Source organism: Cupriavidus sp. CP313 (genome assembly GCF_054072015.1).
In genome coordinates this window covers 203,355-216,011 of sequence record NZ_JBSVZB010000003.1, presented here as the reverse complement: position 1 = coordinate 216,011, position 12,657 = coordinate 203,355, and the positions used below count along the sequence as shown (strand labels likewise).

10 protein-coding genes and 1 tRNA gene are annotated in these 12,657 nt (G+C 67.1%); 4 read left to right on the top strand and 7 right to left on the bottom strand.

Annotated features, from left to right (window positions below):
* Positions 1-50 precede the first annotated feature (50 nt).
* From ACW4E8_RS05445 to ACW4E8_RS05435, 3 genes are all read left to right on the top strand, one after another.
* Positions 51-950, top strand: a complete 900-nt coding sequence (locus ACW4E8_RS05445; protein ID WP_456803579.1) for a LysR substrate-binding domain-containing protein — start codon at positions 51-53, stop codon at positions 948-950.
* A 548-nt stretch (positions 951-1,498) separates the two neighbouring features.
* Positions 1,499-1,575: transfer RNA gene (locus tag ACW4E8_RS05440), tRNA-Asp, on the top strand.
* A 141-nt stretch (positions 1,576-1,716) separates the two neighbouring features.
* Entirely contained in the window at positions 1,717-3,651 is a 1,935-nt protein-coding gene (locus ACW4E8_RS05435; RefSeq protein WP_456803578.1) for a SurA N-terminal domain-containing protein, read from the top strand.
* A gap of 77 nt (positions 3,652-3,728) precedes the next feature.
* Here ACW4E8_RS05435 and ACW4E8_RS05430 read toward each other — a convergent pair whose 3' ends face one another.
* Positions 3,729-4,385: an arylesterase gene (locus ACW4E8_RS05430; RefSeq protein ID WP_456803577.1), complete on the bottom strand. Its 657-nt coding sequence runs from the start codon at positions 4,383-4,385 to the stop codon at positions 3,729-3,731.
* Here ACW4E8_RS05430 and ACW4E8_RS05425 point away from each other — a divergent pair.
* Positions 4,384-5,082 carry an ABC transporter ATP-binding protein gene (locus tag ACW4E8_RS05425; protein WP_114134690.1) on the top strand — a complete coding sequence of 233 codons (699 nt, stop codon included), beginning with the start codon at positions 4,384-4,386 and terminating at the stop codon, positions 5,080-5,082. The genes ACW4E8_RS05430 and ACW4E8_RS05425 overlap by 2 nt on opposite strands.
* On the opposite strand, the gene pgi is transcribed toward ACW4E8_RS05425, so the two are convergent.
* The 6 genes from pgi to ACW4E8_RS05395 all read right to left on the bottom strand — a co-directional run bounded on the left by pgi (position 5,079) and on the right by ACW4E8_RS05395 (position 12,642).
* On the bottom strand, positions 5,079-6,722 hold the full coding sequence (gene pgi / locus ACW4E8_RS05420) for a glucose-6-phosphate isomerase (RefSeq protein WP_456803576.1): 1,644 nt from the start codon (positions 6,720-6,722) through the stop codon (positions 5,079-5,081). The genes ACW4E8_RS05425 and pgi overlap by 4 nt on opposite strands.
* A 137-nt stretch (positions 6,723-6,859) precedes the next feature.
* Positions 6,860-7,822 carry a DMT family transporter gene (locus ACW4E8_RS05415; protein ID WP_456803575.1) on the bottom strand — a complete coding sequence of 321 codons (963 nt, stop codon included), beginning with the start codon at positions 7,820-7,822 and terminating at the stop codon, positions 6,860-6,862.
* On the bottom strand, positions 7,819-9,405 hold the full coding sequence (locus tag ACW4E8_RS05410; protein WP_456803574.1) for an NAD(P)H-hydrate dehydratase: 1,587 nt from the start codon (positions 9,403-9,405) through the stop codon (positions 7,819-7,821). The genes ACW4E8_RS05415 and ACW4E8_RS05410 overlap by 4 nt, the downstream gene beginning before the upstream one ends.
* A 6-nt stretch (positions 9,406-9,411) precedes the next feature.
* The gene (locus ACW4E8_RS05405) at positions 9,412-10,710 is read right to left on the bottom strand and encodes a D-amino acid dehydrogenase (protein ID WP_456803573.1); all 1,299 of its coding nucleotides are present in this window, start codon (positions 10,708-10,710) and stop codon (positions 9,412-9,414) included.
* Between the two features lie 70 nt (positions 10,711-10,780).
* The gene (locus ACW4E8_RS05400; protein ID WP_456803572.1) at positions 10,781-12,091 is read right to left on the bottom strand and encodes a TRAP transporter large permease; all 1,311 of its coding nucleotides are present in this window, start codon (positions 12,089-12,091) and stop codon (positions 10,781-10,783) included.
* Positions 12,091-12,642, bottom strand: coding sequence for a TRAP transporter small permease subunit (locus tag ACW4E8_RS05395; protein WP_456803571.1), 552 nt, complete (start codon positions 12,640-12,642; stop codon positions 12,091-12,093). The genes ACW4E8_RS05400 and ACW4E8_RS05395 overlap by 1 nt, the downstream gene beginning before the upstream one ends.
* Between the last annotated feature and the right edge of the window lie 15 nt (positions 12,643-12,657).

Below are 12,657 nucleotides of genomic sequence, written 5' to 3'. Positions count from 1 at the left end.
GATGGGTGTTCATGAAAGCATGAGCCACATTCATGTATAAGAGCTCAGCCATGAGACGGGTTCCAAACTTTGTGCTGCTTCGAGCGTTCGAGGCGGCAGCGCGCCTGGAGAGTTTCACGCTCGCAGCCAAGGAGCTTCACCTGACCCAGTCGGCGATCAGCCACCAGGTCAAGGAGTTGGAGGAGTATTTCGGACGGAGGCTCTTTGACCGTCGCACGCGGCGCGTTGAGCTGACACCGGAAGGCAAACGCCTGCAGGAAAGCCTCTCGCGTGTGTTCGATGTGATCGAGGCCGCCTGCAATGAAGTCGCGCTGGCGCCTCAGTCGCAAGTGCTTGCTGTCTACTGCGCGCCCAGTTTTGCCGTCAAGTGGCTCGGCCCTCGGTTGCCTCAGTTCATGCAGACGCATGGCGACATCACGATCCGGCTGTCGTCTGGGGCAGAAGCGATCGACCTTACGCACGCCCGCGAGGTGGACGTTGCCATTACCTACGGTTCGGCGCACACACGCGCGGGCCTGGTTGTTCGTCCCTTGGGAAAGGAGCGCATCCTCCCGCTATGTTCGCCTTCGTTGATCGACGCAAACGAGCCCTTGCGCAGTCAGCTGGAAAAGCTCCCGCTGATTGATTCGCAACTGAGCCGGGTAACCTGGGCGGACTGGTTCGGCGCAAACGGCATGGTTTGCCCGACGCGACCGAGGGCCTCGTTCGACCGGGGGGCACTTGCCATCTCCGCAGCGGTCGATGGCATGGGCATCGCCCTGGAGAGCATCCGGCTTGCCGAGCGCGAACTGTCGAAGGGAGACCTGATTGCACTTGGGGAGGATGAGTTCACGCACATTGCGCGCGAGACCCATTTCCTTTCCTATCGGCAAAACGAAGCGCATCTGCACAAGGTCGGCGCATTCGTTCAGTGGCTGATCGAACAGCTTGGCGTGCGAGATCATGAATAGCGCTTTCCTCATGTACATCTAGCCGAATCAGGTTCGAAGCCCATCGCAAACTTAGGGGTGCCATCGAACGTTACCTGGACGAATGGCAGAAAGTGGATTGTGGATTCAACCGGTCGATGCAACACGCAAAAAGGCGGCTGCTGGCCGACTCCGCCAACTGAGGGGAGGGCGCCGGTCGGCGCTTCCCGACCCTTGAAGAGCACGGCGCGCCTGCGCTGCGTTTCCGGATGACGGCAACGATAACAACTGAAAACGAGCGTGCGGACGCGCCCCGGAGCTCTTGGTCCATTCCGGGCGCATCGCAGGATTGAGAGGGAAGGTACAAGATTGAGTCATCCGGGTATTGCGCAGAGGATGAACACGAGCTATAGTTCGGCCTCTTGCAGCAGGGCACGGTCGGCAAGGGGAAGTTGGTAGGCGTTGTAGGCTTATGATTTGTAAGGAAATCCGATTCCCTTACAAGGCGTAGGTCGGGGGTTCGAGCCCCTCAGCACCCACCACTCTCCATCGCAAGGACATGTGCATCGCCGGCAGCAAGCGCCGACACAGGAGTGGTAGTTCAGTCGGTTAGAATACCGGCCTGTCACGCCGGGGGTCGCGGGTTCGAGTCCCGTCCACTCCGCCAGATTTGTTGAAAACGCCCGCGTCAGCGGGCGTTTTCATTTGCTCCCTCATGTTTCCCACCCTCCACAAAGGGTGCGCGCCCAGCGGCTCCTGATAGAATCGTGGAGTTTGTCTTTCGTGCCAATCCACTACCCGAATCCGCATGCTTGATTTCGTACGCAACAACCGGCGCCTGATGCTCTTGCTGCTGCTGGTGCTTGTTTTCCCGTCGTTCGTGTTCTTCGGCGTGGAAAGCTATTCGCGCTTCATGGACAGTTCGCACGATGCCGCCAAGGTCGACGGCCGCGCCATCAGCGTGCAGGAAATCGACAACGTCGTGCGCGACCAGAGCGAACGCGCGCGCCAGATCCTGGGCGCCAGCTATGACCCGCGCCAGTTCGAAGGCCCGGACGCACGCAAGGCCGTGCTGGACCAGCTGATCCTGCAACGCGTGATGGCCAGTGCCGTGGCGCGTGAGCACCTGACCGTGTCCGACGCCAAGCTGCTCGAGGAAATCAGCAACCTGCCGGCGATCGCGCAACTGCCGCGCACCAAGGACGGCAAGGTCGACGACAAGGCCTACCTGCAGCTGCTGCAGTCGCAGGGCATGACGCCCGAGCAGTTCGATGCCCGCATGCGCTTCGAGCTGGCCACGCAGCAGCTGGGCGCATCGGTCGCCGCGACCGCCTTCGTGCCCAAGTCGCTGCTCGATCGCCTGATCGCCGTGCGCGACCAGCAGCGCGACGTGCAGGCGCTGCTGTTCAAGCCGGCCGGCTACACCGCCAAGGTGCAGCCCGATGCGGCCGCGCTGAAGGCCTACTACGACAGCCACCAGCAGGCCTTCTCGGTGCCGGAACAAGCCAAGGTCGAGTACCTGTTGCTGTCGGGCGAGGCCCTGGCCGCGACGCAGGCGGTCACGCCCGAAGAGCTGAAGTCCTACTACGACAGCAATATCGCGCGCTTCCGCATCGACGAGCAGCGCCGCGCCAGCCATATCCTGATCAGCGCGCCGAAGGATGCGCCGGCCGCCCAGCGCCAGGCCGCGAAGGACAAGGCCACCAAGCTGCTGGAGGACCTGCGCAAGCACCCTGATACCTTCGCCGACGTGGCGCGCAAGAACTCGCAGGACCCGGGCTCGGCCGAGAAGGGCGGCGACCTGGGCTTCATGGGCCGCGGCGCGCTGGTCAAGCCGTTCGAGGACGCCATGTACGCGCTCAAGGATGGCCAGGTCAGCGACGTGGTGGAAACCGACTACGGCTACCACATCATCAAGCTGACCGGCATCAAGCCCGCCGAGACCAAGCCGCTGGAAGCCGTGCGCACGGAACTGGAAGCGGAGCTGCGCAAGCAGTTTGCCGACAAGAAGTTTGCCGAGCAGGCCGATGCCTTTGGCAACACCGTCTACGAGCAGGCTGACAGCCTCAAGGCCGCCGCCGACAAGTTCAAGCTGACCATCCAGACCGCCGACAACGTCACGCGCCAGCCGAACCCGGCGCTGGGCGCGCAGAGCCCGCTCAACAACGACAAGCTGCTCAAGGCGCTGTTCAGCGACGACGCGATCAAGAACAAGCGCAACACCGAGGCCGTCCAGGTGGCCCCGAACACGCTGGTGGCCGCGCGCATCGTCGAGTACCGCCCGGCGGCCGTGCGCAAGTTCGAGGAAGTCGAAGCCAAGGTGCGCGAGGGCTATATCGCCCAGCAGGCGGCCGAACTGGCGCGCAAGGACGGCGAGGCTCGCCTTGCGGCACTGAAGAAGGCAGACAGCGCCGACGGCTTTGGCGCGGTGCAGACCGTGTCGCGCGCCAAGGCCGAGGGCATTGCGCCGCAGGCCGTGGAGGCTGTGATGCGCGCCGATGCCGTGAAGCTGCCGGCGGTCGTGGGTGTCGACCTGGGCACCCAGGGCTATGCGGTCTATCGCATTACCAAGGTCAGCCAGCCTGCTCAGGCCAATCCGGCCCAGCGCCAGGCCGAAGCGCAGCAGCTGTCGCAAATGGCCGGCCAGACCGACCTGCAGGCCTTCTATGAAAGCCTGAAGGCCCGCTCCAAGGTCAAGATGCTGGCGCCGGTGGGTGCCACGCAGGCGCAAGGCGCCGAGTAAGCGCCAGATCAGCCCCGGCAGCACCGCTGCAAGCAAGAACCCCTGCCAGGCGGCAGGGGTTTTCTATTTATTCATTCTTACTTCGCGCCGCTGCGCTTGAGCAACGGCTTGAGCTGCGGCCACACTGTATCGAGCAATGCCGGCTGTGCCGCGGCGGTCGGGTGGATGCGGTCGGGCTGGAACCAGTCCTGCCGCGTGATGACCTTGTCGAGGAAGAACGGCACCAGCCGCACCTTGTATTCGCCGGCCAGCTTCGGATACAGCGAGACGAACTTCTCGGTGTAGTCCTGCCCGTAGTTGGGCGGGATGCGCATGCCGATCAGCAGCACGCCCGCGCCGGCCTTCTGTGCCGTGGTGACGATGTTGCGCAGGTTGGCCTCGGTGGTCTGCAGCGGCAATCCGCGCAGCGCGTCGTTGGCGCCAAGCTCCACCACCACGATGGCCGGGCGGTGCCGCGACAGCAGCTCCGGCAGCCGCGTCTTGCCGCCGATGGTGGTCTCGCCGCTGATGCTGGCATTGACAACGCTATAATCGAAGCGCTCCTGCCGCAGGCGGTCCTGCAGCAGCGTGACCCAGCCTGCGCCGCGCGCGATGCCGTACTCGGCGGAGAGGCTGTCGCCAAGCACCAGCAGTGCCGGCGCCGCAGCCTGGGCTGGCGCCCCGGCCGATATCGTCAGTGCCATGCCGGTTGCCAGCAGCAGCCGGCGCCATTTGCCTCGGATCCCAATATCCATGTCTTCTTCCATTCTCGCTGTCGAGTCCCTAGGAAAGACCGTTGCCGACACGACCGGTTCGCTGACGATTTTGCACGACGTGACCTTTTCCGTCACGCCGGGCGAAACGCTCGCCATCGTGGGGGCGTCCGGCTCGGGCAAGTCGACGCTGCTCGGGCTGCTGGCGGGGCTGGACCTGCCCAGCACGGGCACGGTACGGCTGCAGGGCCAGGACCTGTTCGCGCTGGACGAGGACCAGCGCGCCGCCGTGCGGGGCCGCCATGTCGGCTTTGTGTTCCAGTCGTTCCAGCTGGTCGGCCACCTGACCGCGCTGGAAAACGTGATGCTGCCGCTGGAGCTGCGCGGCGAAACGTCGCAGGTGCGCGAGCGCGCCCTGGACATGCTGCAGCGTGTGGGCCTGGGCGCGCGGCTGGGGCATTATCCGCGCACGCTGTCGGGCGGCGAGCAGCAGCGCGTGGCGCTGGCGCGCGCGTTCGTGGCGCGCCCGGACATCCTGTTTGCCGACGAGCCCACCGGCAGCCTCGATACCGTCACTGGCGAAGCCGTGATCGCGTTGATGTTCGAGCTTAACCGCGATGCCGGCTCCACGCTGGTGCTGGTCACGCATGACCGCTCGGTGGCGGCGCGCTGTGGCCGCATCCTGACCATCGACGCCGGCCGCGTGGCCAGCGATGAATGGATGGGCGCGGAGGTCTAGCTGGCGGCGCCCGCCTTCAGCACCGCGCGGGCGCGCTCGATCAGCGACGTGGTGGAGGCATCGTGCTGGCCAACGGTATTCCCGGTCAGCTCGGCTTCGATCGGACGGGCCAGGATCTTGCCCAGCTCAACGCCCCACTGGTCGAAGGAATTGATCTTCCAGACCACGCCCTGCACGAAGGTGCGGTGCTCATACAGCGCAATCAGCGCGCCCAGCACATGCGGCGTCAGGTTTTCCATCAGCAGCGTGTTGCTGGGGCGGTTGCCCTCGAACACCATATGGGCGATGCGGACTTCGTCCTTCAGGCCGGCGGCACGCAGCTCATCGGCGGTACGCCCGCGCATCAGCGCCTCGGCCTGCGCGAAGCAGTTGGCCAGCAGCTTGGCGTGATGGCCTGCCAGCCGGCGCGGCGGCACCAGCGGCGCGACAAAGTCCACCGGCACCACCTGCGAGCCCTGGTGGATCTGCTGGAAATAGGCATGCTGCCCGTTGGTGCCGGCCGTGCCCCACACCACCGGCGAGGTATGCGTGCGCACGCGCTGTCCGTCAAGCTGCACTGACTTGCCGTTGCTCTCCATCTCCAGCTGCTGCAGGAAGGCGGGAAACAGCTCCAGCGAGGTGGAGTAGGGCGCCATGCAGCTGGTCGGCAAATGCCAGAAATTGCGGTACCAGATGCCCAGCATGCCCAGGATCACCGGCATGTTGCGCTCCAGCGGCGCGGTGCGGAAGTGCTCGTCCATGGCGCGCGCGCCGGCCAGCAGGTCGGCGAAGGCATTGGAGCCTACCGCCAGCGTGATCGACAGGCCGACCGACGACCACAGCGAGAAGCGTCCCCCGATCCAGTCCCAGAACTCGAACATATTGGCCGGGTCGATGCCGAACTCGCGCACCGCTTCGGTATTGGTCGAGACCGCGACGAAGTGCTTGGCCAGGTCGCCCTCGGCCACGCCGTTGGCGACGAACCAGGCACGCGCGCTGCGTGCATTGGCCATGGTCTCCAGCGTGGTGAAGGTCTTGGAGCAGACGATCACCAGCGTCCGTTGCGGGTCGAGCCGCACCAGCGTCTCGGCCAGGTCGGTGCCGTCGACATTGGAGACGAAGTGCATGCGCGGACCGGTCTGGCCGTCCGCGTCGGACAGGTGCGACAGCGCGCGGCACACCATGCGCGGACCCAGGTCGGAGCCGCCGATGCCGATATTGATAACATCGGTGATGCGCTGGCCGGTGGCGCCTTTCCAGGCGCCGCTGCGCACGCGCCCGGCGAACTCGCGCATGCGCTCCAGCACCTTCTGGATGGCGGGCATGACCGGTTCGCCGTCGACCTTGTAGCCGGCGCCTGCGGTTGCGCGCAGCGCCACGTGCAACGCGGCGCGGTCCTCGGTCGTGTTGATATGCTCGCCGGCGAACATCGCGTCACGGCGAGCCGGCACGCCCGCTTCCGCTGCGAGCTGCGTCAGCAGCCGCATGGTCTCGGGCGTAATGCGGTGCTTCGAATAGTCGAGATAAAGCCCGGCGGCTTCCAGCGAGAATTGCGCGACGCGTTGCGCGCCTTCGCCGTCGAACCACTCGCGCATCTGAGCGTCGCGAAGGGTGTCATGGTGCCGCAGCAGGGCGTTCCAGGCGTGAAGGTCGGTGGGCATGCGGGACTAGGAAGTTTGCAGGGGCGCGAGTGCGCGCGGCGGCGCAGACTCGCAAAGTATATCGCCTGCGCCGCGGCACTTTTACCCCTCGGCGTAAGCAACTGTTAACACTTGCAACATAGCAGCATGTGTGCCCGCTAAGTATCGGACATTGTCTGACGTCGCCGGCCAGCGAGCCGGCCCGCGACAGCGCGCAGCACCGGTTCGCCGCCCGCCACGCACAAGCCACCCAGGCAGATGATGCCGATGCCACCTGCGGTGGTCCAGTCCGGCAACTGGCCGAAGGCCAGGTAGCCGATCACGGTGGCGGACAAGATCTGCAGGTACAGGAAGGGGCTCAGGAACGAGGCATCCGCGTACTGGAAGGCCCGGATGACGAAATAGTGGCCCAGGGACCCGGTGATCCCTGCAGAGAGCAACAGCGCACATTGCATCGGCGTGGGCCACGCGCTGAACCAGAAGAAAGGCACGATCAGCGTGGTCAGGCAGGCGCCGGTGACACCGCTCTGGATCAGCGTGGTCATGGGCGCGTCATGCGCGGCAATGCGCCGTGTCAGCATCTGCAGCAGCGCGAACACCAGCGCCGACACCAGGCCCAGGCCGACACCGAGCGGACTGAGCTGCCCACCCGGACGCACCACCACCAGCATGCCGGCAAAGCCGACCACCACACCGGTCCAGCGCATCCAGCGGGCATGGCGCCCGGGGCGCTCGCCCAGCAGCCACGGCGACAGCGCCACCACGAACAGCGGCGCGCAGAAGTTCAGCGCGGTGGCCTGCGCCAGCGGCATCAGCATCAGCACGCTGAAGAACACCAGCGTCGAGACCAGCATCAGCCCGCCCCGCAGCCACTGCAGCCCAGGCTTTGCCGGCCGCCACTGGCGTCGCCAGCCGGCGGGGCCGAGCAGCAGGAAGATCGCGACCACATGCCCGACATAGCGCACCCATGCCACGGCCACCAGCGGCAGTCCTTGCTGCGTCAGGGTCTTGCTGGTGGCATCGAGCAGGCTGAGGATCCATTGCCCGATGACCAGCAGGGCGATGCCGGTGAGCAGGTGGCGGCGGTCGGCGGGATCGCGCAGCAGCGCGCCGCGCGTCATGCGCGGGTCCCGGCCAGCAACTGGTTGAAGACGGTGCGCGCCGGCGCGTACAGTTCGCTTGCGGTGACGCCGGCTGGCCCGGTGCCCTGGCCGACGAGGGCATCGGCGGCACGGCCGTGGATCCACACCGCCGCCTGGGCTGCGCCCAGAGGCGCCATGCCCTGTGCAAGCAGCGCGCCCAGCATGCCGGCCAGCACGTCGCCGGTGCCGGCACTGGCAAGTGCGGCATTGCCGGTCGGGTTGAGCGTGCATGGGCTGCCGTCAGGTGCCGCGATCACGGTGCCCGATCCCTTCAGCACGACTACGGCCTGCCATTGCACAGCCAGAGCGGCGGCAGCAGCGGGCCGGTCGCGCTGCACGTCGGCGACGGGCACGCCCATCAGCCGGGCGGCTTCGAGCGGGTGCGGTGTCATCACGCAAGCCGCGCCGCTGGCGGCCAGTGCGCCGGCCAGCGCCGGATCGGCGGCCAGCAGGTTCAAGGCATCGGCATCCAGCACAAGCGGCAACGGCGCGGCTTGCAGCAGCCGCGCAAACTGCTTGTGTGCGTTGGCATCCGTGCCCATGCCCGGACCGATCACCAGCGCCGACATCGCAGCGAGGGCCAGTGCGTCCACGGCATGCAGCATCAGCTCCGGATGCAGCGGATCGAACTGCGGTGCGGGCTGCGCCAGGAAGCCGATATGCACCTTGCCCGCGCCGAGGAACTGCGCGGCCCTGGCGCCCAGCAGCGGCGCGCCGGTCATGCCCAGGTTGCCGCCGATGACCGCCAGCGACCCATGCGTGCCCTTGTTGCTGGCATGGCGGCGGCGCGGCAGCGCAGTACTGAACAGCGCCGGCCCGTTTACCAGGCAATGGGGCGCTTCGTCCGGCGGATAGCCGAGACCGATCGGCGCGATATCGACCTCGCCGGCGCAGTCGCGCCCGTCCAGCGTCAGCAGCCCGGGCTTGGCGGCGATAAAGGTCAGCGTGCGCTGCGCACGCACGGCCGGCGCGCCCGCGCCAGTGTCGGCGAACAGGCCGCTGGGGATGTCCAGCGCAAACACCGGCAGCGCGCTGCGGTTGATTTGTCCGATCCACCACGCCATGGCGCCGTCGGCGGGGCGATTCAGGCCGATGCCGAGCAGGCCATCGACGATCGCCGCGGTGCCGGCGGGCCAGTCCGCGTCATGCGAGGCAGCCATGCCCGCGACCACGCTGACCGGGACGCCGGCTGCGTGCGCTTGCTGCCATGCCGTCGCGGCGTCGGCGGGCAGGTGCTGCGGATCCGCCGTCAGCCATACCTGCACGGCACGGCCGGCGCTGTGCAATTGCGTGGCGGCCACCAGCGCATCGCCGCCATTGTTGCCGGGACCCGCCACGAACAGCAGCGGGCCGGCGGGTGCGTGGCAGGCCAGCCAGCGCGCGGCCGCGGCGCCGGCGCGCGACATCAGCGTAAAGGCGGGCAGTTGCGTGAAGGCGGCGTTCTCGATGCGGCGGATGGCGGCGACGTCGTACAGCGGAATCGGTGCGGATGCGGCGGCATCGAGGGCAAACCAGCCGTCGCCGCTTGCGGGCGAGGTGGCGGTAGAGGCAGAGGGTGTCATGTCTGGTTATCTGGCGGGACCCAAGCCGTAGCGGTCGGGCAGCAGGCCCTCCATGTCGATGTCTGGGCCGCCATGGGTGCCGGCGCTGGCGGCGATCTGGTCAGCCACAATCTTGCCCGATCCGCAGCTCATCGCCCAGCCCGTCGAGCCATGGCCGAGATTGAGGAACAGGCCGGGCACGGCCGTAGGCCCGATCAGCGGCGGCCCGTCCGGCAGCATCGGCCGCGCGCCCACCCATTGCGTGGCTTCCTGGTAGTTGCCGGCCACCGGGAACCAGTCGCGCGCGACCTTGACCAGGGTGTTCAGGGCGGCCGGCCGCAGATCAAGCTTGCGTGAGCCCAGTTCGGCCGTGCCCGCCACGCGCAGGCGGTTGCCCATGCGCGTGATCGCGACCTTGTAGGACTCATCCATCAGCGCGCCCAGCGGCGCCTGCAGTTCGTCGCGGACCATCACCGTCACCGAGTAGCCCTTGACCGGATACAGCGGTACGCGCAGGCCCAGCGGGCGCAGCAGCGCGGTGCTGTCGGCGCCGGCCGCGACCAGCACGCGGTCGGCGCTCAGCACCTGGCCAAGGCGCTTCTTGTCGGAGTGCGACAGCTCGACCTGCAGCTTGCCTGCGTTGTCGGGCCTGACGCGCGCCACCTGGGTGTCGAAGCGAAACGATACGCCTGCGGCCTCGGCATGCCGGTGCAGCGCGCGCACGAACATCGGGCAGTTGCCGGATTCGTCTTCCGGCAGGTGCAGCCCGCCGGCCAGCGGCGTGTCGGCGGCCAGGCCCGGTTCGATCTGGCGGCATTCCTGCGCGCTGACCAGCCGGTGCGGCACGTTGTTCTCGCGCAGCAGGGCCACGGCGGGCGCGGCCAGGTCGAGGTCGCGCGCGGTGCGGAACAGCTGCAGGTAGCCTTGCGACTGCTCGTAGTCGATTTCCAGCTCGCTGCGCAGCCGGTGCAGGCACCCGCGGCTGTAGAACGCCAGCCGCTGCATGCGCAGCTTGTTGGCGCGGTAGCGCTCCAGCCGGCATTCGCGCAGCCAGCGCGCGATCCAGCGCCACATGGCCGGGTCGGCGGAAGGGCGGAACAGGACCGGCGCTTCGCGCGCAAAGAGCGTGCGCAGGATCTTGCCGGGCATGCCCGGCGCGGCCCATGGCGTGACGTAGCCGGGCGCGATCACGCCGGCATTGCCGAAGCTGGCTTCCTGGGCCGGCGCGGCGCGGCGTTCGAGCACGGTCACGTCGAAACCGGCCTGCCGCAGGTACCAGGCGGAACTGACGCCGATCGCGCCGGCGCCGATGACGATCACATGCATCGGACTGGGAACCTCCACGTTGCCGCGCCGGCGGGAAAGGCGGAACAGGGCCGGACAGGGCCGGCCAATGCTATTTGACTTCCTGCTGCATGACAATGTCCGGCAGCCAGGTGACCACGCCCGGCCAGATCGTGACGATGGCGATCGCCACCACCATCATCATGAAAAAGGGCAGCGAGACCCGTGCTATGTAATTGCTGTCCTTGCCGGTCATGCTCTGCAGCACGAACAGGTTGAAGCCCACGGGTGGTGTCACCTCGGCGATCTCCACCAGCAGCACGATGAAGATGCCGAACCAGACCAGGTCGAAGCCGGCCGCCTGCACCATCGGCAGCACCGTCGCGGTGGTCAGCGCGATCATCGAGATGCCGTCCAGCGCCGTGCCGAGCACGATGTAGATCACTGTCAGCACCGCGATCAGCGCCCACGGCGACAGGTGCATCGCCGCCACCCATTCCGCCAGCGCGCGCGGGATGCCGGTAAAGCTCATGGTCACCGACAGGAACGAGGTCGCGCCCAGCACGAACATGATCATCGCGGTCAGCCGCGTGGCCGACATCAGGCTGTCCCAGAACGCCGCGCGCGTAAGCGAACCGCCCGCCCACGCCAGCGCCAGCGAGGCCACCACGCCATAGGCTGCGGCCTCGGTCGCGGTGGAGTAGCCGGTCACCATGATCGCGGTGATAAAGGCGATCAGCACGATGCACGGCAGCAGCTGGCGGATCGATGCCAGCCGCGCACGCCAGTTGAAGTGCTCCGACGGCGGGGTCTTGTCCGGGTTGGCCAGCGCCCAGACCACGATGTAGCCGGAGAACAGCAGCATCAGCAGCAGGCCGGGTATGAAGCCCGCCAGGAACACGCGGATGATCGACACGTCCGCCGACACCGCGTACACCACCATCGTGATCGACGGCGGGATCAGGATGCCGAGCGTGCCGGCGCAGGACAGCGAGCCGAGCGTAGTGCGCTCGTCGTAGCCGCGCCGCGTGAGTTCCGGCAGCGCCGACTTGGCGATGGTGGCGCAGGTGGCCGCCGAGGACCCCGACACCGAGCCGAAGATGCCGCAGCCCAGGATATTGACGTGCATCAGCCGCCCGGGCAGCCAGCTCAGCCACGGCGACAGCCCGTTGAACATCTGCTCTGACAGCTTGGTGCGGAACAGGATCTCGCCCATCCAGACAAAGAGGGGCAGCGATGCCAGCGTGTAAGAGGCGCTCGACGACCACCACGCATTGGCCAGGCTGACCAGCGCCTCGCGGTCTGAGAACACCACCAGCCCGACCCATGAGGTGACCGCAATGGCCACGGGGATCCACGCGCCGATCGCCAGGAAGACGATCATCACCAGCAGCAGGATCAGTGCAACCACGACTGTGCTCATCAGACTGTCTCCCCGAAATCGCCGGCGGCGAGCTTTGCTTCATGGGCCACCTGGTAGCGCGGCTTCTGTCCGCGCACCACGCGCAGCCATTCATCGGCGACCGCCAGCAGGAAGCCGACGCAGCCAAGCACCGCGAAGCTCTGCGGAATCCACAACGGGATCACGATCTGGCCCTGCGAGACATCGCCGATGTCCCAGCTCTGCCACGCAAAGGTGCCCAGCGCCCAGGCCGCGTAGGCGGCAAACACCAGGCAGATGGTCAGCGAGACCAGCTCCAGCACCCGGCGCCGGCGTGGGCCCACGGCCCCCAGCAGCATCTCGACGCGCACGATGCCGCCATGCTGGAAGGTCTGGCCAAGGACCAGGAAGGCGGACGCCGCGCACAGCCAGGCGACGATGTCATCGCCACCCTTGAAGATCACCGAGGTCTCCCGCGACAGCGACATCAGGATCATGATCACGCAGACGGCGAGGATGCACAGCGCGCCGAGCGTGGCAAAGAGGTCAAGCAGGCGGTCGAGCCAGCGCTTGGAGGAGGGGGCAGTTGGCATGATGGACGGCGTCAG